At 39.4% G+C, this 26,189-nt stretch carries 21 protein-coding genes and 1 tRNA gene; 11 read left to right on the top strand and 11 right to left on the bottom strand.

All coding sequences use genetic code 11. From position 1 onward, the window contains the following. Positions 1-634 precede the first annotated feature (634 nt). The 4 genes from OCK74_RS15355 to OCK74_RS15340 all read left to right on the top strand — a co-directional run bounded on the left by OCK74_RS15355 (position 635) and on the right by OCK74_RS15340 (position 5,845). The gene (locus OCK74_RS15355; RefSeq protein ID WP_279297937.1) at positions 635-3,853 is read left to right on the top strand and encodes a sensor histidine kinase; all 3,219 of its coding nucleotides are present in this window, start codon (positions 635-637) and stop codon (positions 3,851-3,853) included. Further along, on the top strand, positions 3,846-4,586 hold the full coding sequence (locus OCK74_RS15350) for a LytR/AlgR family response regulator transcription factor (protein WP_279297936.1): 741 nt from the start codon (positions 3,846-3,848) through the stop codon (positions 4,584-4,586). The genes OCK74_RS15355 and OCK74_RS15350 overlap by 8 nt, the downstream gene beginning before the upstream one ends. Before the next feature lie 219 nt (positions 4,587-4,805). Further along, entirely contained in the window at positions 4,806-5,309 is a 504-nt protein-coding gene (locus OCK74_RS15345) for a hypothetical protein (protein ID WP_279297935.1), read from the top strand. Positions 5,310-5,326: 17 nt separating this feature from the next. Beyond that, positions 5,327-5,845, top strand: coding sequence for a hypothetical protein (locus OCK74_RS15340; RefSeq protein WP_279297934.1), 519 nt, complete (start codon positions 5,327-5,329; stop codon positions 5,843-5,845). 78 nt (positions 5,846-5,923) lie between these two features. Here the strand turns inward: OCK74_RS15340 and OCK74_RS15335 are convergent, their stop codons facing one another. The 4 genes from OCK74_RS15335 to OCK74_RS15320 all read right to left on the bottom strand — a co-directional run bounded on the left by OCK74_RS15335 (position 5,924) and on the right by OCK74_RS15320 (position 9,548). Further along, positions 5,924-7,165: an MFS transporter gene (locus OCK74_RS15335; protein WP_279297933.1), complete on the bottom strand. Its 1,242-nt coding sequence runs from the start codon at positions 7,163-7,165 to the stop codon at positions 5,924-5,926. A gap of 79 nt (positions 7,166-7,244) precedes the next feature. Then, the gene (locus OCK74_RS15330; RefSeq protein WP_279297932.1) at positions 7,245-7,703 is read right to left on the bottom strand and encodes a rhodanese-like domain-containing protein; all 459 of its coding nucleotides are present in this window, start codon (positions 7,701-7,703) and stop codon (positions 7,245-7,247) included. Positions 7,704-7,756: 53 nt separating this feature from the next. Beyond that, positions 7,757-8,863: an MBL fold metallo-hydrolase gene (locus OCK74_RS15325; RefSeq protein ID WP_279297931.1), complete on the bottom strand. Its 1,107-nt coding sequence runs from the start codon at positions 8,861-8,863 to the stop codon at positions 7,757-7,759. A 16-nt stretch (positions 8,864-8,879) separates the two neighbouring features. Further along, complete coding sequence (locus OCK74_RS15320) at positions 8,880-9,548, bottom strand: metalloregulator ArsR/SmtB family transcription factor (protein ID WP_279297930.1); 669 nt, start codon at positions 9,546-9,548, stop codon at positions 8,880-8,882. A 287-nt stretch (positions 9,549-9,835) separates the two neighbouring features. Between OCK74_RS15320 and OCK74_RS15315 the strand changes: the two genes are divergently transcribed. The 7 genes from OCK74_RS15315 to OCK74_RS15285 all read left to right on the top strand — a co-directional run bounded on the left by OCK74_RS15315 (position 9,836) and on the right by OCK74_RS15285 (position 14,566). Continuing rightward, positions 9,836-10,627: a methyltransferase domain-containing protein gene (locus OCK74_RS15315; protein WP_279297929.1), complete on the top strand. Its 792-nt coding sequence runs from the start codon at positions 9,836-9,838 to the stop codon at positions 10,625-10,627. Further along, a complete protein-coding gene (locus tag OCK74_RS15310; protein WP_279297928.1) occupies positions 10,624-11,178 on the top strand; it encodes a TlpA family protein disulfide reductase in 555 nt (184 codons plus the stop codon). Before OCK74_RS15315 ends, OCK74_RS15310 begins: the two co-directional genes overlap by 4 nt. A gap of 2 nt (positions 11,179-11,180) precedes the next feature. Next, positions 11,181-11,642 carry a protein-disulfide reductase DsbD domain-containing protein gene (locus tag OCK74_RS15305; protein WP_279297927.1) on the top strand — a complete coding sequence of 154 codons (462 nt, stop codon included), beginning with the start codon at positions 11,181-11,183 and terminating at the stop codon, positions 11,640-11,642. Between the two features lie 201 nt (positions 11,643-11,843). Next, a complete protein-coding gene (locus OCK74_RS15300) occupies positions 11,844-12,497 on the top strand; it encodes a class I SAM-dependent methyltransferase (protein ID WP_279297926.1) in 654 nt (217 codons plus the stop codon). Between the two features lie 201 nt (positions 12,498-12,698). Next, positions 12,699-13,274 carry a Crp/Fnr family transcriptional regulator gene (locus OCK74_RS15295; RefSeq protein ID WP_279297925.1) on the top strand — a complete coding sequence of 192 codons (576 nt, stop codon included), beginning with the start codon at positions 12,699-12,701 and terminating at the stop codon, positions 13,272-13,274. 67 nt (positions 13,275-13,341) lie between these two features. Next, positions 13,342-14,169: a sterol desaturase family protein gene (locus OCK74_RS15290; protein ID WP_279297924.1), complete on the top strand. Its 828-nt coding sequence runs from the start codon at positions 13,342-13,344 to the stop codon at positions 14,167-14,169. Further along, complete coding sequence (locus OCK74_RS15285; RefSeq protein WP_279297923.1) at positions 14,120-14,566, top strand: DUF2147 domain-containing protein; 447 nt, start codon at positions 14,120-14,122, stop codon at positions 14,564-14,566. The genes OCK74_RS15290 and OCK74_RS15285 overlap by 50 nt, the downstream gene beginning before the upstream one ends. A 793-nt stretch (positions 14,567-15,359) precedes the next feature. Here OCK74_RS15285 and OCK74_RS15280 read toward each other — a convergent pair. From OCK74_RS15280 to OCK74_RS15250, 7 genes are all read right to left on the bottom strand, one after another. Continuing rightward, positions 15,360-16,865 carry a RagB/SusD family nutrient uptake outer membrane protein gene (locus OCK74_RS15280; RefSeq protein WP_279297922.1) on the bottom strand — a complete coding sequence of 502 codons (1,506 nt, stop codon included), beginning with the start codon at positions 16,863-16,865 and terminating at the stop codon, positions 15,360-15,362. 15 nt (positions 16,866-16,880) lie between these two features. Next, a complete protein-coding gene (locus OCK74_RS15275) occupies positions 16,881-20,252 on the bottom strand; it encodes a TonB-dependent receptor (RefSeq protein WP_279297921.1) in 3,372 nt (1,123 codons plus the stop codon). Between the two features lie 177 nt (positions 20,253-20,429). Continuing rightward, positions 20,430-21,602, bottom strand: coding sequence for a FecR family protein (locus OCK74_RS15270; protein ID WP_279297920.1), 1,173 nt, complete (start codon positions 21,600-21,602; stop codon positions 20,430-20,432). Positions 21,603-21,735: 133 nt separating this feature from the next. Next, positions 21,736-22,335: an RNA polymerase sigma factor gene (locus OCK74_RS15265; RefSeq protein WP_279297919.1), complete on the bottom strand. Its 600-nt coding sequence runs from the start codon at positions 22,333-22,335 to the stop codon at positions 21,736-21,738. 545 nt (positions 22,336-22,880) lie between these two features. Beyond that, positions 22,881-22,954 (bottom strand) — tRNA-Asp (locus OCK74_RS15260). Between the two features lie 134 nt (positions 22,955-23,088). Beyond that, complete coding sequence (locus tag OCK74_RS15255; RefSeq protein WP_279297918.1) at positions 23,089-23,736, bottom strand: NADPH-dependent FMN reductase; 648 nt, start codon at positions 23,734-23,736, stop codon at positions 23,089-23,091. A gap of 84 nt (positions 23,737-23,820) precedes the next feature. Next, positions 23,821-26,160, bottom strand: a complete 2,340-nt coding sequence (locus tag OCK74_RS15250; protein WP_279297917.1) for a ribonucleoside-diphosphate reductase subunit alpha — start codon at positions 26,158-26,160, stop codon at positions 23,821-23,823. Positions 26,161-26,189: the final 29 nt, after the last annotated feature.

Raw genomic sequence — 26,189 nt, 5'->3', positions numbered from 1 at the left:
ATTGATATGAACAATGAATGAAGCTTAGGAAAATGGTTCATACTGCAGAAAAAAGAGGGATAAATAGTAGTGCTTGATATCACTTAGACATACAGGAACAAGCAACTACTCATTTAAACCTGCCATCTACTTTGTTATTACATACAACCACACAATAGAGATAACAAATAAGCCAATCCAGAATTAATTTTGAGTAAAATATTAATTAGTTTATAGATATAAGTATAAGTAACTTTATATAGGATGTTCTATATCCGAAGCCTATTATTTGAACCCATATTTATCTATACTCTATCAATGATGATTGCTGAAGTAGGGAGCTAAAAATAAACATGCATTTCTATTCTACCGATTTGACCAATTAAAACTCGAAGCGGCTTTTTCAATAGGTTAAGAATTTCTCCCCTTTTCAGCCTGAAGAAAATAGAATTAACCAGAAAACAACACAGGCATAAACGGCCAATAAATCTGCCCACCAATACGGTAAATAATTCAACCCATGAAAATTGATCAGAATGATACAACAGCCAGGAAGAAAAAAATATCTCTAATAGTTTAGTTCATACAGATCCTATGTGAATAAGAAGCATATAGATAAAGACATTTCTTCTAATTTTTTGAAGCAAGCAGTAAAATGAAAAGGTTTGCTCTATTTTTCTTTATTCTTGCCTTACTACTAATACGGGTTTGCTCTGCCTGGACGCAGAATATTTTTTTCAATAAAGTGCGCCCACCTCAAGGAAAAGTTTTTATGCATGTGACTGGTATGGTTCAGGATAAGGATGGATACATGTGGTTTGCTACCAAAAAAGGACTTTTCCGTTATGACGGGTATGATATGAAAGTTTTCAATAACAACCCTTTAGATACGAACTCTTTGACAACTGACGCTTTAGAAGCTATTTGTATTGATTCTTCAGGCATTTTTTGGATAGCCACTTTTGGTAAAGGGCTAGAACGATTTGACCCAACTACTGGCATTTTCCAACACTATAAATATAACCCTAATGATTCCGGAAGTATTAGTAGTGATTGGGTACCGGCTGTTTTGGTAGATCATAAAGGAACGCTTTGGGTAGGAACAGGTGATGGACTAGACCGTTTCAACCCTAAATCGGGAAAGTTTATCCATTTTCGCAACCAGCCAAATGACCCAACTAGTATCAGCAATAACGCTGTAGTGGCTATTTATGAAGACCGACAGCACGAGCTTTGGATTGGAACAGGCAGCGTCTATGCAGGAAGTGTTGATGAAGGAGGGCTCAATCGAATGGATAGAAAGGAGGGTAAGTTTACCCGATACTTACATGATCCAAAGAATCCACACAGCCTTATCAATAACAAGGTGAGAGCTATTTATGAAGATAGTAAAGGCATTTTCTGGGTGGGTACTTCAGGTGATGGTTTACACACAATGAATCGGCAAAAGGGTAGTTTTCAAAGGTTCCCTTATGAACCGGCACATCCTGAAAAATTAAGCAGACCTCCTTTTAAAAAGAAACCATATTTAGACTATATAACTTTTATTACAGAGGATATTACTGGAGCGATTTGGATAGGGACAGCAGAATCAGGATTGAATTATTATGATCCTAAAACGAAAAAAACAAAGCATTACGAGAATGCAAAAGATACTGCAGGAGCTTTTACTGACAGAAATGTATGGGGGGCTTATACTTCAAGGGAAGGTGTGGTATGGATCAGTACTTTGTTCGGTAATCTTTATCGGATTAATCCACTGCGCCGAAATATACCATTTAATGAGTCTTTAACAGGTTGTGTCAATTCATTCTATGAGAGTCCGGATGGAGCTCTTTGGACAGGAACGCAGCAGGGATTACAGATTCAGAACTACCATGGAAATGGCAAAACAAAGTGGTTCGTTCACGAACCGGGCAATCCAGCTTCAATCTCCAATAATTCAATCGAGGTCATAAAAGCTGATAAACAAGGGAAAATTTGGGTAGGTACCCAAGAAGGCCTTAACCTGTGGGATGAAAATAAGGAAGGTTTTATTCATTACCGGCACAATCCTAAAAATAAGAGCAGCTTAAGCAATGACTTTATTTTGACGATATATGAAGATAAAAAGTCTGATTTATGGGTGGGAACAACCAAAGGATTAAACAGGATGGACCGCAAGACTGGTTTATTTACAAGGTATATTTTTCATCCTGAAGATACAAGCACGCTTGGATTGAATATTGTTACATCTGTTCTAGAAAACAAACAGGGCGAAATATGGGTGGGTTGCTGGATGGTGGGAGATGTACATAAGCTCAATACAGCAAATGGCAAATATGAGACCTACCTAAACGGAAAGGGCATTACCAGCCTTTTTGAAGATGCAAAAGGCACATTTTGGACCGGAGGCGCCGAAGGCCTATTTACATACAGTAAAGAAAAAAAGAATTTTGAACAATATGTAGACTCCAATACACTTACTAGATTCAGTTTTATACGATCCATTGTTGAAGATGATCACAGAAATCTTTGGATTGCTACGGAATATGGGATTTTTAAATTAAACCAACAACGAATTGTAACACAGATATTTGGTAAAGGCTATGGCATCTATGGGGATGATTTATGTTATCGCTCCAGTTATAAAAGTAGTGATGGTAAATTATTTTTCGGGACTTACTCCGGCTACTATACTTTTCTCCCTGATCAGTTGACAAAAGCAAACAAACCACCAAGTCTAGTTTTTTCAAGTTTTAATTTAGGTAACAAGAATTTTCATAACGAGAAGAATAATCCAAGTGGGGAGCCCTTTTTAAAAACGAAAAATATTTTGTTACATTATAATCAAAATGCCTTTACAATCAACTTTGCTGCCATTGATTTCGCCAATCCGGAAGATAATCGGCACTTCTTTATGCTGGAAAATTATGATAACAGCTGGAATGAGGCAAGCATAGCCCGAAAGGCCACCTATTTTAATGTACCGCCAGGAAAGTATGTTTTTCGTGTAAAAGCAGCCAACAGCGAAGGTATATGGGCTGAAAAGAGCGTTGACATAGCCATCTCGCCTCCATGGTGGGGCACATGGTGGTTTAAAATAATAGCAGTGGCATTGGTATCAACTTTATTGTATGTAACGATACAATGGCGCATGCATAAGAAGTTTCGCCAGCAATTGGAACATTCTGAAAAAGAGAAACTATTGGCACAAAAAGAAAAGCAATTGGCTCAATTACAGCACAAAACTACAGAGCTTGAAATGCAGGCGCTTAGAGCACAAATGAATCCACACTTCATATTTAATTCACTTAATTCCATTAATCACTTTATTCTACAAAACAATAAAATACAAGCTTCAGAATATCTATCCAAATTCTCAAAACTAGTGAGATTGATTTTGCAAAACTCACAGGCTGAATTAATTCCTTTAGAAAGTGAGTTGGAATCTTTAAGGCTCTACCTTGAACTGGAAGCGGTAAGATTTGATCATAAGTTCGACTTCAAAATTATTGTAGATGATGATCTGGATATTTCTGCAGTGAAAGTGCCGCCACTGATTATACAACCCTACGCAGAAAATGCCATCTGGCATGGTTTAATGCATAAAGAAGGTAAAGGTTATTTAGATATCGAATTGTTCGGACAAGATGATTTCTTGTACTGTAAGGTAACAGATGATGGTATTGGTAGAAAAAGAGCGGCAGAACTGAAAAGCAAATCGGCGGCTACCCATAAATCAATGGGCATGCGTATTACGGCCGACCGTATCGCCCTGTTGGAACAGAAAATAGATGCTGAAACCTTTATTACTATTACTGACCTATTACTTCCTGATGGTACGCCTGGAGGTACGGAAGTTATCATGAAAATACCGGAAGTTTATGATTAAAGCAGTGATGATTGATGATGAATTGCATTGTCTTAATGCGCTTGACTTTATGATCAAAGAATACTGTCCGGAAGTACAGGTACTGGAAAAGTGTCAGTCGGCTGAAAACGGTATTAAAGCAATTGAGAAATGGAAACCTGACCTTATTTTCCTGGATATCGAAATGCCCTTTATGAATGGATTTGAATTGTTGGAGCAACTGCCTGAAATTTCCTTCGCCATTATTTTCACCACCAGTTATGACCAATATGCCATCAAAGCCATCCGTTTTAGCGCTTTAGATTACCTGATGAAACCAATTGAACCTGGCGAGCTTGTTAATGCAGTAAAGAAAGTGAAAGAACAACGGCATTTACCTTTTGCAGAACAGTTCCAAATGTTATTGAAGAAGGTACAAGGAAAGGATGTAATCTTTAATAAGATTGCTGTTCCAACTTCTGAAGGATTCGAATTAATACTTGCCGATCAGGTAATACGTTGTGAAGCAGATAATAATTACACCCACATTTTTCTGAAACACAATTTGAAGATCACTGCCTGTCGCACCTTAAAAGAAATGCAAGAACAGATACAGGACTTCAGATACTTTCTACGAGTACATAATTCTCATATTGTAAACCTCAACGAAGTAAGTAAGTATATAAGAGGTGAAGGTGGGTACCTGGTAATGAGTGATGGCTCTAGTGTAAATGTTTCGAAGAGCCGTAAAGATTCGTTATTAAAATTATTCTAAACAGGTACTTGGTTCGTCGAAAATGTAGAAACTCCTTCTAAGTAATAAGAAAATCTATCAATATCCTTATTGCCGGAGTGATAAGGATGCCATTCATTTTCCCTAAAGGCCAACTGCATACTCATTCAATTCAAACACTCATTGATACTGGACTTAGGAGGAAGACTAATATACCTTTATTGGAGTCAATTGTTATAGATTCCTTCAAAAATTAAAGCCATGAAACCGAAACTATTTTTATTTCTTAAAACAATATTTATTTCACTAGTGTTTTCTGGTCTCTGTCTTGCTCAAGAAAATCAAATGGTTAAGTTACCTGATGTGGTGGCAACAACGAATCATGCAAAAGTAAGCCCCAAAGTTTTGGATGCATTTTACCACTATTTTCAAGATGTTAAAGACATCAACTGGACGAAGCTTGATGAAAACTTTTTTGTAAGCTTCATGATGAAGGATCAGCAAAGCAACGCATTATTTTACAAAAACGGTTACATGTTATATCATGTAAGCCATGGGTATGAAAGACATCTACCAGCTCAAATCAGGAAAAGGATCAAAACACACCCGGATTATTTTGATTACAACATCACCCATGTCATATACATCAACCAGGAGGATAGAAACGTTTGGGTAGCTTACCTTGAAGACAACAAAAATGTAATTCTAATCAGGATAGAAGATGACATGCTTGAAGAAGTTGAACGTTTCAATAAATCTTTATGATTCTTAAAAAATGAAATATGAAAAAGCTTTTTGTTTGTACAGCAATTGCTATTATAGCATTTAGCTCTTGCGAAAAAGAGTCCTTACAATTTGCAGAGGGACAAACACTATATACAAGCGCCATTGCACAAAGTGGAACACCATTTAATTTTGCCGAAACATTTGCAATACAATGGAATGCATGGAATGACTGCACAGGTGAATGGGTTGTATTTAGTGGTACAGGACACTATAGTGTCCATGGAGTTATTAATGATAATAAAGCGACCTTCTCTTTGCATTATAATACATCAAATGCTAAAGGCGTGGGGCTAACTTCTGGTAGGCAATATATTTCCACGGAGACCTTTAATTATACGAATAACGGTAGTTTTATTAACGAACAAATAGTTTTCCAGCAGAGAGGAACAATTAAATATATTTCTATCGGCAGCCTAGATAATTTTAATCTAGAGAATGATTGGCATCTTACCATTAATGCAAATGGAGAAGTTACTTTTTTCTTTAGCACTAATGGCCCTGTAATTTCATGTTAATAACTAGTAACTAGCTCAAATAATTAGATGAACCAAAGGAAAAGAGCGTCACATTGCAGCGATGCTCTTTTATTTCAACTATGCAATGATTGGTTTACCGCTATGCAGAGATGCAGGGTTAAAGCATTTCATACGGTAAAAGATAATCATGGCTGAAGCTATTGTTAATAATCCAATAATTAAAATAGAAGCTGAGAGCCCTAAGGTGTCAGCTATAATACCTGTAAGAATAGCACCAATGGCATAGCCCAAGTCCCTCCAAAGACGAAATATGCCCAGGCTTTTTGCGCGATCCTGGGGATGTGTGTTTTCAGCAACAGTGGCTAAAAAGGTTGGATACACCATTGCTGTTCCCCAACCTAGCAGTATAGAAAGTGCTATAAAATGAAACATGGTTGTGGCAAATAATAAAGCTATCAAAACAATACCCTGTAGCAGCATGCCAAGGAATAGCATATTTCTTTTACAGAAAAGATCAGCCATCGTGCCGGTAAACAACTGACCTACACCCCAAACTGCAGGATAGATGGCTGTTACGATGCCAATTTGTTCAAGTGAAAAGCCCTTTGAGGCTAATAAAATTGGAAAGATTCCCCAAGTCATCCCATCATTAAGGTTGTTGATAAGCCCAGCCTGTGTAACGGAGCCTAGGTTTTTATCCCTCCAGGTTGTCTGCCAGAAAATGTTATTGAGTCTTGGTATCTTACTACTGCCGGTTTCTGCAGCAACGTGGTGCTTTGTATCCTTTACCAATAGCAAGCTTCCAAAGAAACCCATTAATGACAAGACTACACCGATATAAAAAGGATAGGGACGCAGGCCATACTCAGAAGCGATCCAACCAGTCAAAAAAGCAACAACAGCTACAGCCAGGTAACCGGCGAATTCATTCAAGCCCATTGCAAATCCTCTTTGCTTTTCGCCAACGAGATCTATTTTCATAACCACAGTGCAGCTCCACGCTAGCCCTTGGTTAATCCCTAGTAAAACATTAGCGGCAACGATCCAGTTCCAGTTCTCAGCAAACATTAAGATAAAAGGAACAGGAATGCCAAAGAGCCAACCAATTATAAGGAGGTTTTTTCTTCCGACTTTATTAGCTAACGCTCCTGTAAAATAATTAGCAACGGCTTTAACAATGCCAAATACTACAATGAATGAAAGGATGGCTGTTTTGGCTGCAATATGAAATTCTACCTCTGCAATTTTTGGGAGGATGCTTCTTTCCAAACCTACCATACCGCCGACAAAAGAATTAATGATTACAAGCAATGTAAATTGTTTCCAATTCTCTTTTAGTCCAAGTTGTATCTCTTTCATGCTTACGACTTTTCAAAATGTATTACCAAAACCATTCAAAGACATTGTTGGTTATTCTATTTTTAGCATCCATTCCGTATTATTTATTTACCGGATAACCTTTGTCTATCCAATCAGCTTTTACATTACGAGATAAGTTCAGTAGCTTATGTTTGGTGAATCCCATTTTATTGAGCAGTGAAAAGGCGGGACGGATATTAGGGCAATTTATGAAAGGACAGCATCCGCAGTAAAGAACGATACTTCTGCTTTTGCTTTCATTTGCAAGCAATTTTTCTAACTTTTTTAAATTTTGTTTTTCACTCGTTGGCCCGGCTTCTACAGAACCTTTTATTAGACCAGCAGGGCCCACACTAATAATGAGCGGGAGCTCACTACCGGGTTTATTGATCATTTCAGCCAACACGCTGGGAGCCATAAGTTGCTCTGGTTTCCAGGGTTCATCTTGAAATTGTGCAAAAGCTGTTGCAACAATAAATATTGCCATAACTAAGGCACATGAAAGGATTCGGATTGTTTTCTTACTTAAAGAGTTCATTTAGAGCTTTGATTTTTTTTGATTAAATAAGTGTTGTATTAATGCAATTATGATCAGGAAACAGCACAACGGTTAGCACCTGCTTCCAGATCAATTGGATTAATACCTTCATAGTTGCCCAAAAGATTTTTCTCTGCGATGGAAAGGAAATTAGGTGGTGTGTCAGGTATTTTTTTTAGTAGTGAATTGATAAACTCTTCTTCCCTGCTTTGCAATAGTGCAATATTCTTCCTGGCTTCATCTATAGTGGTTTGCACGAGCATATCATCAAAACTCACTGGTTGACTGGTATGGGCTGGAAGTACAATGACACTATCAGGCAGTGCAAGCAATTTATTTAATGAATGGTATAAAAGCCTTGCTTTTTCCCTGGTTTCTTCAGGGTTTGCTTTCAGATCGGGGCGCCCTACTCCATTAGTAAAAAGTGTATCGCCAGTAAATATTATTTTATCAGCAATATAGAAACTGAAACTGTCCAAAGTATGGCCAGGAGTAGGTAAAGATTGAATTACCAATTTACCAATAAAAAAAGTGTTATTCTCCTTAATTGGATTAAAAGCAAACTGCACTTTATTGGGGACCGGCAGAAACAACGGCGCTTTAAAATGCGCTGCTACTTCTCTTGACCTGGAAAGGTGGTCGGCATGGATGTGGGTTTCCAGCACATACTTTACTGTGAGGTGATGCTGATTAACTAATTGAGTATATACCTCAACAGGAAGGGAAGCATCAATGATGACAGCTTCTTTGTTTGATGCAATAATATAGGATAAGCAGCCTTTGCCTGTGCGTCTGACTTGCCACAATTCAAAGCCTTCATATTGTTTGTAGGCTGTATTCCAGGCAAGGCTCCATCCCTTCATGCCATCTTGCAATGAAAAAGCGTTATAACCTCTCTGGCGAAGCATATCGGCTGCTACTAAACTTGCTTTACCTCCTGCACAAACGGTAACAACAGGCACAGATTTGTCAAGATGAACAACCTCAAAAACGGATGCATCATGCTGCTTTACCCGATGATAGGCATCTATATGAATACTTCCTGGTATCATCCATTCTGCTCTTTCCTGCATGGGTCGAATATCTATAACATTGACGGGTTCTCCTTTGTTGAGCATTTGCCTTAATAAATCTGTGGAGATAAGGGGTGTACTATTCATTATTTAATGAATTTTATTAGTTTTGAATAGAGGAAACTGGAAGTCCATTAGCTTTCCAATCCGGGAAACCTTCCTGTAAACGCTTTGCTTTAAAACCTTCTTGAGAAAGGATCTGTACTGCTTCGTCTGCAAAGACACAAAAAGGACCACGACAATAGACGATGTATTGTTTCGATTTACTTAATTTTTCTGTACGATCTAAAAATTGTTCAATTGGTATATTGACAGCACCGGGAATATGTCCAGAATTAAATTCCACTTCTGGCCGTACGTCCAGGAGAATGGTCTTCCCCGACTTCATCCTTGTCATCAATTCATCAAAACTTATGGCTTCCAAACTGCTTTTTTGTATACGGAAATCCTTAATCAGCTTATCAATTTCAGCCAAGCTTTCCAAGCCGATTTCTCTAAGGTCTTTCCAGGATTTGTATACATTGTCGCCTGCCAGACTGTAGTATATAAAATTGCCTTTCCGCTTTACTTGTAACAAGTTTGATTGCCTGAGTACCTGGAGGTGCTGAGAAGCATTGGCAACAGAGAGATTTGTTTCTCTAGCGATTTCCTCTACTGACCGTTCACCCTGACCCAGTAGGTCTATAATTTCCAGGCGGTGTGGGTTGGCCATAGCTTTCACCATTTGCGATAGCACAGAATATACCTTGTCTTTAAACTCCCTTTTGTCCATAACCAATGTTTTGCAATACAAATATAGATAAACGATTCAACTATTAAATATAATTATTGAATAGTTTTAAAAGAATACCTCAGCAAATTTTTGTTAAGATAACAGCTAACGCAAATAAACAATGAAGGAAAACAAGTATTAATAATTGTTTCATGACTAAAGCGCATTGGGATGAGTAGCTAATGGAGATACCCATATTTAAACTGATCAAGAACTGCCCCATTAGATTACAGGAACTTTTTTATAAGGCTTTGCGTCTTTTTAATAAACACTCCCCAATTATTAATATGGAATCAACCAAGAACAAACAATTCGATACTACGGATCTGGAGCAAAAAGTAAAAAGCATGTATCGGGATGTAGCTCTGCATCCAGAAAAAGAATACCATTTTTCCATAGGCCGGAAGCTGGCAGAAAATCTTGGTTATCTTTTAATAGACTTAGAACGAATTCCTACTGCAGCAGTAGAATCCTTTGCCGGTGTAGGCTATTTTTTTGATTTAGCTGCTATCAAAGAAGGTGAAACAGTGCTTGACCTAGGCAGCGGATCGGGTACGGATGTATTTATCGCTGCTTTGAGAACCGGAAAGACGGGCCAGGTGTGGGGTGTGGATATGACCGAAGAACAGTTGGATAAGGCAGAACGGTTGCGCAAAGAAACCGGCTTTGAAAATGTTTCTTTTTACAAAGGTTATATTGAACAGCTTCCTTTTCCCAACCAAAGTGTTGATGTGGTGATTAGCAATGGGGTAATTAACCTGAGCGCCCAAAAAGAACAAGTGTTTGCAGAGGCGGCTCGAGTGTTAAAACCCGGTGGGCGTATGGCAATTGCGGATATCATTAGCGAAAAGCAACTGCCGGCAGCAGTTGTGAGCAATACCACTTTTTGGGCTTCCTGTATAGGAGGAGCCAGCCAAAAAGATCAATATAGAAGCGCAATAGAAAATAATGGATTCCAGTTGGCGCAAATCAGAAACAACCCGCCCTATCATTTTTTATCCCAATCTGCAAAAGGAGCTTCACAACAATTTGGTGTAAAAAGTATTTCTCTATTGGCAATAAAAAAAAGAAATTCATGAAAACACTACTTTTCTCACTTTATTGGATAGTCTTAACCTGCTTACCAAACTTAGTTTACGCACAGCAGGAGCAACCCATGATAGGGCAGATTGCGCCTGCTTTTACACTTACTGGCCTTGATGGAAAAACATATTCCCTCGAACAACTGAAAGGGAAATATGTTGTCATACATTTTGCAACCACTTGGTGTCCATTTTGTAATGCAGAGGCTCCTTATCTGGAACAACTTCATCAAGCTTACAGGGACAAGGGTGTACAAGTGCTGATCATAGATATAAAGGAGGATAGAGACTTGATAGAAAAGTGGCTTCAACGGTTCAATTTTAGCTTTCCGGTCTTACTTGACGAAAACGGCGCTATCTCCACGAAGTATGCACCTGAAGGTGTTCAGCCAGACCTTGCAAGACATGAAGTGCCTATTGCCTCCAACCTGATCATTGATAAAGAGAGCAAGATCCGGTTTTATTCGCTACTCAATACAACCAATTTTGATGCAAAGCTGGTCAAGTTGAAACAGGAATTAGATGAACTATTAAGCAATGAAAAATAAATATGGCTTATTTGTGGATTTTCATATTGCCGATTCAACTTTTTTGGGGACATCAGACAGTTTCTGATATTGTAAAAGTCAAGGTGCCGGAAGCTATTGTTTATGCAGGTAAACGTTCTTTAATCAAAGTTGAATTAGAAGTAAAAAATGGTTATCACATTCAGGCTAATAAAACCAAAGACGAATTTATTATACCAACAACGCTCGAAATAAAGACTTATGAGGGGATAAGAGTTGAAAGAACAGTATTTCCTCCGGCTAACAAATTTCAATTGGAAGGAACGAACACATATTTAGATGTTTATGATGGTGTTTTTTCAATAATTATTACGGTACAAACAAATAGAAACATTCAAAGGCAAAGGCATGTGCTCCAGGCAAAACTTAATTATCAGGCATGCGATAACCAAAGGTGTCTTATGCCGAAAACAATTGAGTTTTCAATTCAGGTGGAAGTAAAATAACAATTATTCTTATTGAAGATACTTCTAAAAAGGGCTTATTAGGGAAGCTTAAGCCCTTCGTGTTTCGAAAGAATTGAATTTGAACAATTGCTGAAATCAAAAATCATGCAACTTTCAACAAATACTAATGACCGCCAATTGATCAATCGGCTTGAAAGCCTGATTGCTTCTTTATAAAATATTAACTGGCAAATTAGGAAGATGAGCTATTCAACGTCTCAATTAAGCACTAAATACGGATTTGAAAATCCTTTTAAACCAGATCCTTTGGCCATAAAGGCTTTACATTATCTAAATGATGGAAAACGTTTACTTGACGTCGGTTGCGGGGAAGGTGCAGACAGTGTATTCTTTGCCAGGCAAGGGTTCCAAGTTACATCCATAGACAATAATAAGGATTATTTAGGCCGTTTGCGTGCATATGTAAAAGATAACAGGCTTATAAATATTTCAGTAAGGAATGGGAATGTAATAAGATACCATTATAGCCAGAATTTTTATGATGTAATCAACTGTTTGCTTGTAGGCTGCTGTATGAGGCGAAGTGATTTTGAATACTTGTTACATTGTCTTAAACGCACAGTGAAACCGGCAGGTATTATTATTATGTCCTTACGAAATTATCTTGATCCGGAATTTACCGATTATATTTCTACAGAGGCAATGATTGAGCCTAATACTTTCCGGAAAAAGGAAGACTGCTGTAAGATCAGATATTACATTGAGAAAAATAGACTTCGTGAAGTTTTTTCAGATTTTGAAGTTCTGTATTATTATGAAGGTCTCGCACCTGACAAATACGAAGAGGTCCTACAACATGGAGATTCATACATCATATGCAGAAGGATACATTAATTTTTTCCTGTAAGAATGAGGAGCAAATGATTAAGACTATTGACACAGATGAAAAAAAGGAATTGACCGTTAGCTACAATGCGGAAGCACATTTATTAGAGTGCAACGAACCACATAAAGGGAGGAATCAATCCAATAGTGTCTCATTTAAAGTAGCACTTTTTCTTCAGCATTGAGTATCTTCAAGTAATGTAAACTACCATGTTCGCCAAAGTAAAAGAGTATATTAATCAAAGAATTCAGATTCCCGAAGAGGATTTAGAGAAAGCATTTGGCTACAGCTCTGTACGGCAATATAAAAAGGGTGATTACTTAATTAAGATCGGTGAATACTGCCGGTTTATTGGCTTTTTGAATTCAGGACTTATTGTTGGCACCATACTTAGTGAAGGCAAAGAGATTGCTTCCAATTTCACGTTCGAAGGTTGCTTTTTTACCTATACTGAAGGCATCAGCCAACATGTCCCCTCGCATAAAAACTTCATCGCCCTCGAAGATTGCGAAATGCTGATGTTGAGTAAAGAAAAACTGCCCCTGATCTTTTCTTTGAATGCAAAGTTTGAAACACTGTTTACCCAAATCCTGGCTGAAGAACTTAGAATTGTTTTGCTGACAGAACAAGCTAGTAAAATACAGTCTTTAGAAACAAGATACCTGAACTTTTTAAAGGACTATCCCAATGCGTTTAACCGTATCCCTTTAAAGTACATTGCCGGCTATCTGGGAATTGAAGCGCCGAGCCTGAGCCGTTTGCGAAAAAGGCTGGCCAGTAAATAAGAAGTTAACCAGGGTTAATTTTCCTTGACCCACTTCATTGTAGTTTCGGATAACCAAAATTTAAATTATGAATTGGGAAAAATTCACCTGGTTATTGTTGGATAATGCAGATAAATATTTCCTTATTGCTGGACCCGCTTTTTTGATCTTTTATGTGCTTTTAAAAAAAAGGATCAGCTATAAAAAGATTCAAATTACCTTCCCAAAACGGACCGATTACCAAAGGGAAATATTTTTCTCTACCCTTTCCATTATCATTTTCTCTTTTCCTCCACTGTTGTTACTCTATACTCCTTTAAAGCCTTATACTACTTTCTATTCAGACCTATCGGAGTATGGGTGGCTTTATGCCCTTTTGGCTTTCCCACTAATGCTTTTGCTGCACGACACCTATTTTTACTGGGCGCACAGGCTTATGCACCATCCAAAATTGTTTAAACGAATCCATCTGGTGCATCATCGATCCCATAATCCCTCTCCCTGGGCTGCTTACGCCTTCCACCCTTTGGAAGCAGCCCTGGAATCTCTCATCTTCGTCATTTTCTTATTTACCATTCCGGTACACAGTATTCATTTAATGCTGTTTTTCCTGTTCAGCTTGATTTATAATGTGTACGGACATCTAGGATTTGAACTGTATCCCAAAGGATTCAGCAAACATTGGTTGGGAAAGTGGATAAACACCTCAGTAGCGCACAACATGCACCACAAGTATTTTAAGGGCAATTACGGAATTTATTTTACAATCTGGGACCGGATAATGGGAACACTAAACCAGGAATACGATCAGAGGTTTGAAGAGGTTTGTTCCAGAAAGAAAACAGATAACACTAAAACCCAAAATAATGAGAAAGAGTCTGACAATACTTGTGCTCCTCATGTTTTCCTTAAATAACAGCACCTGTGGGCAAGTGAAGGCCGATGACATTATAGGGGTTTGGATGACGGTGGGTAATGAGCCCACAAAAATTAGGATATACAGGACCGGTGAAAAATATTATGGTAAAATTGTTTGGCTGAAATATCCAACAAACAACGGCAAGCCAAAGCTGGATACAAAAAATCCGGACAAAAACAAGCGCAACCAGCCAGTAACGGGTATGGTAATAATGAGGGAATTTCAATTCGATGGACGCGATGAGTGGGAAAATGGCAGGATATATGATCCAGAAAGCGGCAAAACTTATAGCTGCTACCTTTCACTAAAAGACAAAAATACTATGAAAGTCAGAGGGTACATCGGAATAGCACTTGTAGGACGGACAGAGGTCTGGACCAGGGCGGAATTGTAAGATTTTAGTCCTTTAATTGTTTAAATATTTGTTGAATAGAAAAACAGAGAGTTGAACAGAGCGTCGCAATAGAAGTTCAAAATGATATACAAAAGCTGGTGTCGTAAGCATTAGAAAAAATTTCATAAATGCTATTTCTTTTAGCTTTGGCGCTAATAAAAGAAGTATTTGCCTTTTTACCGTATTGTTATATTGACTACACAACGCCGGGAACCTTTTACAGGGATTAGACAGATCGAAAACTATAATGTCGATGCGGTGCAACACATTTATTTTTGCCTGGGGAACAAGTGCTTTGTTCACTTTCTACCATGATGTCTTTTGCCAAGGTGAATGGTTGGGTGAGCTTGATGTCCTGGCTGGAGGCACCGATTTTTACATTATCCCCTCCTCCATACAGTAGTAACACCTAGAAGGTTCATATCCTTTCCTACCTGCAGCTTTGTTTTTTCTATGATTAAAATGGTTTTCGTATGGTTAACATTTGGTTTCATATTTCTGTATACAATTGAGGAACTATTTATAATAAGTTTGATAATAGCCCCCTGTAGACACAGGGCGCATAACGATTGCTTGCCTAATACTGTTCAACTTTTATTATTCACTTTTGCTTATACTGTACTGCCGGTATCATCGGCTTTCTTTTTAATGGTGATTTCAATTGAATCTCCGGTTAATCCATCTGCTTTTGCAGAAACAGAGATTTTACCGCTCGGAAGCTTAATGTGACATTCAACGTTCGGGCATATTCCTGCATATTTGTTAAGCAGATAGCAGAGCCTTTGCCTGCTAATTAATATCCGGTATTTTGTTTCAATTTAAAATTCTTATCAAGTTCACTTTGCGGGAAGGGCAGCACATTATTCTTTTCACCAAACTTCATCTGAACACCACCAGGGTTTTTTAATGCTGATAATTTTGCATCCATTAGGTTCCAGCGCTTGAGATCATAATACCGGTGACCTTCCAGTGCAAGTTCCACTCTCCTTTCATGCCGAATAAAATCACGCAATGAACTTTGTGTATTATTCACTATTACATTTACAGGCGGCAAATTCACACTTGCTCTTTGCCTGATCTGGTTTAGGGCAGTATAGATACTTGCATCCGGACCGCTTAATTCATTTTTTGCCTCTGCATACATCAACAAAACCTCCGCATATCGGATATACACCACATTTTGATCGGTATTCTGCATTTTGGTATAACTAAAGTTACTGGGGTTGGTATATTTTTTCATCCGGTAACCAGTCTCTGTGGTATTATTATCATGTGCACTATTGGGATACGTGGGGTCTATTGGTAATTCTATTGACATTTGTAAACGAGGGTCCCTATTTGTGTAAGGGCTGGAGGGATTATAACCCGAAGTAGGGTCAGTGATCATTTTACCATTTGTCATTTCATATTCATCCACTAAATTTTGATAAGGCTGTACGGCTCCCCACCAGCCAACTTCAATATCAAAGCCGGCATAACCTCCCTGGTTGTTGTTTGGCGCCAGGTATTTAGTAGAAAACATAATTTCCGGGTTCCCCTGCTGTGTAGCTGTTTGAAACAGGCCACTATAATCCTGTGCAATGCTGAACTTTCCACTGTTCATAATCTGGCTGGTTAAGTCCACCGCCTTTTGCCAGTTCTTTTCATACAAAGCCACTCTTGCCCTTACGGCTAATGCACTACCTTTCACCACATGCCCGTTATAAGGCTGATCAGGAAGATTCGCTATTGCAAAATCAAGGTCTTCTTTAACAAAGGCCAATACATCTTCTTTTGAACTTTGCGCAATTTTTGAACTGGCTACATCGGGCGGTGATGTTTTATATAAAACGACCCCGCCAAAAGACTGCACCAGGTCAAAATAATACATACCCCTTAAAAATTTGACTTCTGCTGAATAGCTGTTTTTGGCAGCATCTGAAATAGGCGCCTTGCCAATGTTGTCCAAAAAGTAATTGCAGGCGGAAATGCCGCGATAAGGTGTATTATAAAACGTAGTATTAACACTGGTGGGGTTTATTATGCCCTGGGTTGTTGCTTTAAACCCGAAATAATCAAACCTGTCCCAAGCATTATCGGAATAGGCATCCAGCCATACTTTATATTGACTGTAAAAACCGCTTTGTAATCTTGCGTACACACCGCTAAGCGCCATCTGTACATCCGCTTCTGATTTCCAGAAAGTGCTGCTTGAAAGTTTATCCAATGGTTCTTTATCCAGAAAATCTTTTTTGCAGGACGTAAATACCTGTGCTATAAAGACTGAAAATATAAGTATGCTTATGAATTTCGTTTTCATTTTGTGCTGTTTTAATTATAAGGAAACTTTTAAACCTCCGCTAAATATCTTCACTTGTGGAAATTGGGCATAATTGCCCGACCCAGAACGTTCAGGATCAGCACCCGGATATTTTGTCCATGTAAACAGATTGCTTCCTGCGACATATAGCGTAAGCTGCTTTAACCAGTCAGCTTTTATCAGCTTTTGTGAAAATGTGTATGATAAATTGATACTTTTTAACCGCAGGTAAGAAGCATCTTTCAAATAGTAAGTAGATTGATATCCGCTCACACCGGCATAGCCCCTTTGATAAACAGCAGGTATCGTATTGCTGTGGTTTTGCGGGGTCCACGCATTTAAGAACTCGGTTGTTGGCGCCGCACCCTGGAAAAACGGATCAATGCCCCAATTTGATACAAGAAATTTCTGGCCTTCTACACCCTGGAAAAATGCGCTCAAATTGAATCCTTTCCAGCCTGCATTCGCGCCAAAAGAGTAGTTGTAATTAGGATATGGACTGAAGCTTACCCTGTCATCGGGCGTAATTTTGTTATCGCCAGTCATATCTTTAATTTTTATGTCGCCGGGCTTCAGGTTACCGGAATTGGGTTGGGCCGGAGATTTACTAATTTCATCTTGGCTCTGGAAAATACCATCCATCTGATATATGTAGTAGCTGTTGTAGGGGAGCCCTTCTGCAAACACGCCTTTAGTAGTAGCCAGTACTTTGGTAACTTTATTGTGGTTGGCAGCAATTAAAAAGTTAACGCCGTAGGTGAATTCTTCAATATGATTTTGATGTGAAAGGCTCAGTTCAACCCCTTTGTTTTCCATGGCGCCGGCATTAATTACAGGAGCCCCAAGCCCTAAACTTGCCGGCACATCCAATTGAGGCGCCAGAATATCGGATGTGTTCTTTTTGTACCAATCGAAAGTAAGGCCCAAAAGACCTCTTAATATATTCAGATCCAAACCAAAATCGGTAGTAGCTGTTTTCTCCCAATGTAAATTTGCCATATATAAGTCCGTAACTAAAACGCCGGGGCTGAGGGAGCCAGCAAAAGGATAAGCAGTGTTAGCAAATACGGCCTGGTAAGGATAGTTACCAATTTCCTGGTTACCTAATACGCCGTAAGAAGCCCGCAATTTTAAGTCTGTAAGCCAGGGAACATTGCCTTTAATAAATTTTTCTTCTGATACTCTCCATGCTGCAGAAGCGCCTCCAAAAGTTCCCCAACGGTACCTGGGGTCCACCCTTGAAGTACCATCATACCTGATATCGCCTTCCACAAAATATTTTCCCTGGTAATTATAGTTGGCCCTGCCAAACAAGGATTGCAATGCATATTCGCTTGCACTGCCGGAGTTCTCCCATCCGGTTGTAGGGCCGCCATTTAATTCGTTAATTGAATTGCTGATAAAATTATAACGGTTTCCGCCTAAAGAAGTATTCCTGTTGCTTATCTGTTCGTATCCGGCCAGCGCATTAAAATGATGATCGGTTCCAAAATCTTTTGTATAATTAAGTACGCTGTTTACTGTTAATGTAAGGTTTCTCGCTGAAGTTTGTTGCAGCCCGGTAAAAGGAGGGTTCCCGTTTCCGGTTTTTATATAGTTTCCGCTTGCATCAGGCTGGAACGCATAAGAGGATTGTTCTGTGGGATAGGAACGGTTCTTATTATCCTGGTTAAAGAAAACAAGCGCCCCTGTGTTTTTCCAGCTAAGGCCCTTCATGATATTAATATCTATATACCCCTGCCCGATCATGTTATAGTTTTTGGTGGATTGCGCACCCATATTAAATACTTCATCACCAGTACGGTTCACGTTGCCGTTGGTTGAATAATCCCTGTTCGCACGCCTGCCACTTCCATTCAAAAGGTAGGGAGAATAGGTAGGTGCCTGTGCATACATTAGAAGGATCAACCCATCGTTGGTGAAGACCGGAGCTAAAACGTCCTCATAGGACATATTGATATTGGTACCAACCTTAATCCATTTTTTCACCTTTGTATTATAATCCAGCACAGCATTATACCTGTCATAATCGTATAGATCAATAATACCTTTTTGCTTTTGATGTCCTGCCGAAACATAGTAAGTGGACAGATCATTTCCTCCGGAAAGGGATAAGCTGGTTGATGCGATTGGCCCGTTATGGAAATAATATTTTAACCAGTCGGTGTTAGGGTATTGAGGATTGCCTGCATTGTTTTTATAAGCATCGATCTGAGCCTGGGTATATGCGGCGGGCTGGCCGCTGCGCTGACGCGCTGCATTGAACATCTCCATGTACTGGACCGAGTTGGTAATAAGCTTAGGAAGCACTGTGGCGCTGGTAGTTCCAAAATCGGTGCTGAAGTCTATTCTTGATTGTCCCTTCTTTCCCTTTTTGGTGGAGATCAATATTACACCATTGGCGCTACGAGATCCATAAATAGAGGCCGATGCAGCATCTTTCAATACTGATATACTTTCTACATCATCCGGGGAAAGGTTGGAGAGGCTAGAAACAATACCATCTACCAAAACTAAGGGCGCGGAAGAAGCGCCATAAGACCCCTTACCTCTTATCTGCAAAGAACCCGCATCCCTGCCCGGCTCACCTGTGGGCTGCACAACAGTTAAACCTGCTATCTGCCCTTCCAATAAATTATTTAACCTAGGGGCAGGGCTTTGGTTTAAAGTGTTGCCCGAAACCGAAGCCACCGAACCAGATACGTTTACTTTCTTTTGTGTGCCGTAACCAACAACCACTACCTGCTCTGCACTTTCTATTTTAATTTTCAGTCGTATATTGATTGGCGTAGCTTTTGTTGCGCTAACTTCAGTGGTTTCGTAGCCAACATAGGATATTTGCAATATGCCTCCCCGGTCGGGAACCTGAATCCTGAAAAATCCAGAAGCATTGGAGCTAACTCCCCTGTCTGTTCCTTTTAATTTAACAGAAGCCCCTTCTAAAGGTTTTCCTTCCTCATCTGTCACCACTCCCGAAGCTTCAAAATCAGGAAGCGGAATTGACTGTTGTGTAACAGGAACTGCGGAAACGGCCTTTTCAGAAATAATGATCGTCCCGCTCGTGATTCTGAATTCTACCTGTTTACCAGTAAAACATTTGGCCAACACCTCCTGCACCTCAGCATTTTTAACTTTAATGGACACCTTGCCAGCTCTTTTAAGAACTTCTGATTTGTAAAAAAAATTCAATCCGGTTTGCATTCGGATTTCCCTGAATACTTTTGAGAGTTCTACATTCTCAAGTTCAAGCGATACTTTTTGTGCAGAAGTCCTGGCACTTGCATGAACAAGAAACAATAGCATAAAAGCAGTAAACAATTTCATAATACGCAGCATTTTTGACAAAGCATAGCTCCGCCGCTCTTTGGCAGCATCGTTAATTTTCATAATTTTCCTTAAGTTTTGGGTTAAACAATTGGTGTAATGTCATCACTTATTTATGCCTGTTTGTCCCATTATGCCCGGGGATGTTGCAACCATCCCCGGTTTTTTTATAACAAAATTTCAGGCTTGGTTCAGGTTTCTGTTTTTTAAATCATGTCATAATGTTGGTTTATTTAATTTTTATTTAGTTCTTTCTATTTTTATTTTTTTACCCTCTATACTGTATTTTATCCCTTCTGCTGCGTTTAATATCTGCAGCACGGTTACCAGCGATGACTTGCGGCTGATAATACCTGAATAAAGATCTGCAGGCGGTTTGCCTTCAAAACTCACTTCCAGGTCATACCACCTTGCAAGCTGCCGCATGATATCAGGCAATGTTTCATCATCGAAATTAAAATCCCCATATACCCATGCCAGTACCTTGTCAACATCGGTATTATCAATGGCCATTTGATCACTCTTGTTACTAAAAGCTGCCCGCTGCCCGGGTTTTAGGAAGCCCGATGAAGCACCTTTTAAAACCCTCACACTCCCTTCCTGCAATGTCACTTTGGTCTCTGCCTCATCATTGTAGGTATTAACATTGAAATGGGTGCCAAACACTTCGGTGATTACCCCATTTCCCTTTACGATAAATTTTTTTGCAGGATCTTTTGCCACCTCGAAATACGCCTCTCCGGTAATCTCAACAATTCTTTCATTTCCGGAAAATGAATTGGGATATTTTAATGAACTCTCACTATTGAGCCATACCCTAGTGCCATCATTCAATACCAGTGATACTACCGTACCACCACGAGGATTAACAAGCGTATTAAAAACAGTCTCTGTTGCATGGCCCTGGTAAACGATCTGTCCCTCGCTGTTTTTTACAATATTCACCCTACCCTGCTCAGTTAAAATACCTTTTTCAACACTGGAAAGAGCAACAGTTTCTCCATTGGCTAATTGAATAAAAGCCCTTTTTGATTGAGGTGCTTCAACATCGTTTTTTACTACTGTCGCAACTTTATTTTCTATAATATTATCATTACCCTTAAAAAATATTACGACTGTGGTAACTATAACACCTAACATGCAAGCCGCGGCAGTCCAATATTTCCAATTGGTTTGTTTTATTTTTTTCCGATGCGCCAGTTCGGTTTCTATCCTGTTCCAACCCAGCTCTTCATCATATGTATAAAACTTTTGCAGTTCCTTACTTACAAGTTCAGGATGTGTTAATTCCTCAAATAGCTGTTTGTTGATCTCCGATTCCTGTATCCATTTATTCAAAAAACAGGCTTCTTCGGAGGTTATAGTTCCATCGATAAAATTTATAATAATCTCTTCTATTTTAATATTGAGCATTGCTTTATTTGATTTGGTAAGGCCGGCTAAATCTGAAAAACAGCCTATTACTACTATATAGTCGCAAAAAGCAATAGTTTAACCATTGCTTTCCTGATTTTTAAAAAAAATTTTTACGATGGCCTGTAAAAAATCAATGACGGGAGAAAAATGATAAAATGATCAGAGAGGCCGCTGCTAATGAATGATTTTTTTGAGCAAGTGCAAGACGCAAAATATGCAAAGCTTTCGCTTTTTGATTTAATACGGTTTGGGGCATGATACCCATTTCGGCAGCAATATCTGAAGTGGTTTTTCCTTCTATAAATACAGACTTGAATACTTTTTTACACTGCCCAGGCAAATTTTCCACTTCTTCATAAATAAGCTGAAGCGCCTTAGCCCTTACTGTTTCTATTTCCGCAAACACATCATCAGTACTATCCAGGTATTTGAGTTCTTGTATGCCCGATTCCCTGCGCTTTTTGTTACGCCAGTGATCTGCGCATATATTGCGGGCAACCGTAAATAAAAATGATTTGATATCACTGATATGATCAAAATCTCTTTGTTTGTCAAGCAGTCTTAAAAAGGCCTCATGGGCAATATCTTCTGCTTCCGTTTTGTCATCAACAAGCCGTTCGGCAAAGTAGCATAGGGATCTGTAGTACATTAAATACAGCGTACGAATGGATTGCTTTTCGTCCCTGCGAAATCCATTAATTATTTCTCTATCATAAAGATTACGGATCATATAGCAATGCGTTAGTTTTCTGATTATTTCAATCTCAAATCCATAAGTTTCTAATATAGAACAACCCACCCTCCACTAAAATCTTCTGCACTAACTCAGAGGTAAAAGCGCTTTATTTTCAGGCCCAGACCAATGTTTCATTAGTAACTTGTTTCTGTTAAACCCTATCGGGTCAGAAATTTCCTTTTTTTAAAAATTATGGCAATAAATCTGAAATATTGACATGCAAACGTTTGCACAAAATACGCGATATGAGTTGCCGGGTTTGAAAGAGCTTATTTTTATGTAGACAAAGTTCTTCCCGAGCATGCAGAATTTAAATAGAGCATCCCATGATTTTAATGGACCATTCTATGAAATTGATTATTTAATTGAATCCATTTAAAGGAAGAAATGCCTGTGGCGGAGTAATCAAAAGGCCCGGATTAAATAGGTGGGATGGCTGTTGCTGAAACTTTACTAACTGCATTGCATTATTTCTAAACTTAGAAAGAAATACCGTAAAAGAAATAAGCCACAAGCAATTGCTTGTGGCTTATTTTCAGCGGACCGGACGGGACTCGAACCCGCGACCTCCGCCGTGACAGGGCGGCATTCTAACCAACTGAACTACCGATCCTTCAACGTCCACCGTTTTACCGGTGTACCGTTTTGGGGTTGCAAAAATAGGGGATTTGTGCATTCAAAAACAAATAGTTTGAATGCACAAATTTCCCCCCTGAAATATCAGAAATTCTTTGAGTAGTTTTCCTGCTAGGCTTCTACCCTGTCGATAACAGGATCAGGGCGCTCACCCAAAAATTCCACCCACGCTTTCTTAATACATGGATAATGCTTGGCTGCTTCAACAAGATTCATGAAGGCTACAAGGTTATCTTCAAACCTCTTCGCCAAAGCTGTATTATTGAGCGTTCCATCTCCATTGAACACCTGATGAGCCGATGCCAAAGAAAACATATCCGGGAACACCCTGGAACCAAGATGCTCTAATGGAATGCGCAACGACCAGAGCGCCCTGTTGCCCCCGACCATGGATGGTGAAGCTGACATCAACAAGCTATGTTTCTCATTAAAAGGTTGCGGACGAAACCTGGAAACCCAATCAATTACATTTTTTAAAGTCCCAGGCATGGAAGCATTGTATTCCGGAGATGCAATGATAAAGGCATCATTCTCTTCCAATCTTTTGCGTAATTCATTAGCTCCCGAAGGAATCCCGCTCTTTTGTTCCATATCGCCATTGTATGATGGACAATCAAATTCCTGCATATCTGCATAGTCGACTGTCGCACCATGCCCCTGAATAACAGTTGCAGCTAACTTTGCTAATTGTGTATTGAGCGATCCTGACCTCATTGAGGCAGAGAAAATAAGATAGCGTAATGATTCTCTTGATTCCATAATGATGTTGGTTTTGTATTTTATTAAAAAAACGGGCAGCCCGTATCAGCAATTTACTGATTTTAATGAATGATCAAAAAGCGGCTATGATCCACAACTGACACATCCATCCTCCATAGTACAAACTGCACCATCAGCAAAATCTGTTTCATTACTGCGGGGCTGCTTCTCTACTGTAAACTGAATTGCCTGCGATGCAGCTTGTGTTCTCAGGTAGTACATACCCGTCTTTAAACCCCTCTTCCATGCATAGAAATGCATAGAAGTAAGCTTGGCGGTAGTGGGATTGTCAACAAACAAATTCAATGATTGTGATTGGCAAATAAAGGCTCCCCTGTCTGCTGCCATATCGATCAATGAACGCTGTTTGATTTCCCACACTGTCTTATACAACTCTTTAATGTCTGCCGGTATTCCATTGATGTTTTGAATAGAACCATTGGCTGCAATGATCTTATTTTTCATATCATGATTCCACAAGCCAAGTGTCACCAGGTCTTTGAGCAAATGTTTGTTCACAACAATGAACTCTCCGCTTAATACCCTGCGCACATAAATATTGCTGGTATAAGGCTCAAAGCATTCATTGTTACCAAGTATCTGCGAAGTAGAAGCTGTAGGCATAGGCGCCACCAATAGCGAATTCCGAACGCCATATTTCTTCACTTCTTCTTTCAGTCCAATCCAGTCCCACCGATCACCTGGCGTTACGCCCCACATGTCAAATTGAAAAATGCCTTTTGAAACAGGAGATCCTGCATAGGATTCATAAGCACCATATTGCTTTGCCAGGTCTTTACTGGCAGTCATGGCCGCAAAGTAAATCGTCTCAAAGATGTTTTGGTTCAACAATTTTGCTAATTCACTTTCAAAAGGCAGGCGCAACCTAATGAACACATCCGCCAATCCCTGCACGCCCAATCCTACCGGCCTGTGTTTTAGATTAGCGTTTCTTGCTTCCGGCACAGGATAATAATTATGATCAATAACGGCATTCAGATTTTTAGTAACCTGGTAGGTCACTTCAAATAACTTCGCATGATCAAAGGTTCCATTTGTCACAAACTTCGGCAAAGCAATAGATGCCAGGTTGCAAACCGCTACCTCACCAGGTGAAGTATATTCTATTATCTCAGTGCACAGATTACTGCTTTTAATCGTGCCCAGGTTTTGCTGGTTGCTCTTGCTGTTGGCCGCATCTTTATACAACAGGTAGGGTGTGCCTGTCTCTATTTGCGCATCCAGGATCCTGAACCAAAGCTCTTGCGCTTTGATGGTTTTCCTGGCTCTGCCCTCTTGCTCGTATCTAACAAATAGCTCTTCAAATTCTTTTCCCCAGCATTCGTGCAGTCCAGGCGCTTCGCTGGGACAAAATAAACTCCAGTCTTCATTAGCCTCAACGCGCTTCATGAACAAATCAGGAATCCAAAGGGCATAGAACAAGTCCCTGGCGCGCAATTCCTCTTTGCCATGATTTTTGCGCAAATCCAGAAACTCCAGTACATCTGCATGCCATGGCTCCAGGTAAATAGCGAAAGCACCCTTACGCTTGCCTCCTCCCTGGTCTACATACCTAGCAGTATCATTGAAAACACGCAGCATAGGAATAATTCCATTGCTGGTGCCATTAGTTCCGCTGATATAACTACCAGTTGCACGAACATTATGTATGGATAATCCGATGCCACCGGCACTTTGAGAAATCTTAGCGGTTTGTTTCAGTGTATCATAGATACCTTCAATACTATCTTCCTTCATAGCCAGCAAAAAGCAACTGCTCATCTGAGGCTTCGGAGTACCCGCATTAAAGAGCGTAGGTGTGGCATGAGTAAACCAATGCTCACTCATTAGTTGATAAGTTTTCAAAACACTTTCAATATCCTGCTTGTGAATACCAAGTGCCACCCTCATATACATATGTTGCGGGCGTTCTGCTATTTCGCCATTAATCCGCAACAAGTAAGACTTCTCCAGCGTCTTAAAACCAAAATAATCAAATGCATAATCGCGGTCATAGATGATCACACTATCCAATAGTCCGGCATTATCCTCAATGATCTGCATCACATCATCAGCAATATGTGGCATTTGCCTTCCGGTGCTGGCATCAGTATACTGATACAACTTCCTCATGGTAGCAGAGAAAGATTTTTCTGTATTCTTATGCAAATTGCTCACAACAATTCGTGAAGCCAGAATGGCATAATCCGGATGATTAGCCGTTAATGATGCAGCCACCTCTGCTGCGAGGTTATCCAGGTCAGTTGTATGCACGCCCTCGTAGATACCTTCAATGGTTTTCTTAGCCACTTCAATCACACTTACCAGTGGACTCAATCCGTACGAAAGCTTTTTGATGCGTGCCGTTACTTTATCAAATTGTATAGGTTCTGTTTTGCCGCTTCTTTTAATGACGTAACTCATAAATAATATTGGTTTTCGTTTACTTCAAT

The organism is Paraflavisolibacter caeni (assembly GCF_025628885.1).
In the GTDB taxonomy this organism is placed as follows: Bacteria; Bacteroidota; Bacteroidia; order Chitinophagales; family Chitinophagaceae; genus Flavisolibacter; species Flavisolibacter caeni.
This window is presented reverse-complemented; position numbering and strand designations above follow the sequence as displayed.

Excerpts from the sequence above, each read along its gene's own strand:
- OCK74_RS15345 (WP_279297935.1), top strand. The coding sequence starts at position 4,806 with ATGAAACCGAAACTATTTTTATTTCTTAAAACAATATTTATTTCACTA.
- OCK74_RS15305 (WP_279297927.1), top strand. The coding sequence starts at position 11,181 with ATGGCTTATTTGTGGATTTTCATATTGCCGATTCAACTTTTTTGGGGA.
- OCK74_RS15310 (WP_279297928.1), top strand. The coding sequence starts at position 10,624 with ATGAAAACACTACTTTTCTCACTTTATTGGATAGTCTTAACCTGCTTA.
- OCK74_RS15325 (WP_279297931.1), bottom strand. The coding sequence starts at position 8,863 with ATGAATAGTACACCCCTTATCTCCACAGATTTATTAAGGCAAATGCTC.
- OCK74_RS15295 (WP_279297925.1), top strand. The coding sequence starts at position 12,699 with ATGTTCGCCAAAGTAAAAGAGTATATTAATCAAAGAATTCAGATTCCC.
- OCK74_RS15280 (WP_279297922.1), bottom strand. The coding sequence starts at position 16,865 with ATGAAAACGAAATTCATAAGCATACTTATATTTTCAGTCTTTATAGCA.
- OCK74_RS15265 (WP_279297919.1), bottom strand. The coding sequence starts at position 22,335 with ATGATCCGTAATCTTTATGATAGAGAAATAATTAATGGATTTCGCAGG.
- OCK74_RS15290 (WP_279297924.1), top strand. The coding sequence starts at position 13,342 with ATGAATTGGGAAAAATTCACCTGGTTATTGTTGGATAATGCAGATAAA.
- OCK74_RS15350 (WP_279297936.1), top strand. The coding sequence starts at position 3,846 with ATGATTAAAGCAGTGATGATTGATGATGAATTGCATTGTCTTAATGCG.
- OCK74_RS15335 (WP_279297933.1), bottom strand. The coding sequence starts at position 7,165 with ATGAAAGAGATACAACTTGGACTAAAAGAGAATTGGAAACAATTTACA.
- OCK74_RS15285 (WP_279297923.1), top strand. The coding sequence starts at position 14,120 with ATGAGAAAGAGTCTGACAATACTTGTGCTCCTCATGTTTTCCTTAAAT.
- OCK74_RS15330 (WP_279297932.1), bottom strand. The coding sequence starts at position 7,703 with ATGAACTCTTTAAGTAAGAAAACAATCCGAATCCTTTCATGTGCCTTA.
- OCK74_RS15340 (WP_279297934.1), top strand. The coding sequence starts at position 5,327 with ATGAAAAAGCTTTTTGTTTGTACAGCAATTGCTATTATAGCATTTAGC.
- OCK74_RS15255 (WP_279297918.1), bottom strand. The coding sequence starts at position 23,736 with ATGGAATCAAGAGAATCATTACGCTATCTTATTTTCTCTGCCTCAATG.
- OCK74_RS15320 (WP_279297930.1), bottom strand. The coding sequence starts at position 9,548 with ATGGACAAAAGGGAGTTTAAAGACAAGGTATATTCTGTGCTATCGCAA.
- OCK74_RS15270 (WP_279297920.1), bottom strand. The coding sequence starts at position 21,602 with ATGCTCAATATTAAAATAGAAGAGATTATTATAAATTTTATCGATGGA.
- OCK74_RS15300 (WP_279297926.1), top strand. The coding sequence starts at position 11,844 with ATGAGCTATTCAACGTCTCAATTAAGCACTAAATACGGATTTGAAAAT.
- OCK74_RS15250 (WP_279297917.1), bottom strand. The coding sequence starts at position 26,160 with ATGAGTTACGTCATTAAAAGAAGCGGCAAAACAGAACCTATACAATTT.
- OCK74_RS15275 (WP_279297921.1), bottom strand. The coding sequence starts at position 20,252 with ATGAAAATTAACGATGCTGCCAAAGAGCGGCGGAGCTATGCTTTGTCA.
- OCK74_RS15315 (WP_279297929.1), top strand. The coding sequence starts at position 9,836 with ATGGAATCAACCAAGAACAAACAATTCGATACTACGGATCTGGAGCAA.
- OCK74_RS15355 (WP_279297937.1), top strand. The coding sequence starts at position 635 with ATGAAAAGGTTTGCTCTATTTTTCTTTATTCTTGCCTTACTACTAATA.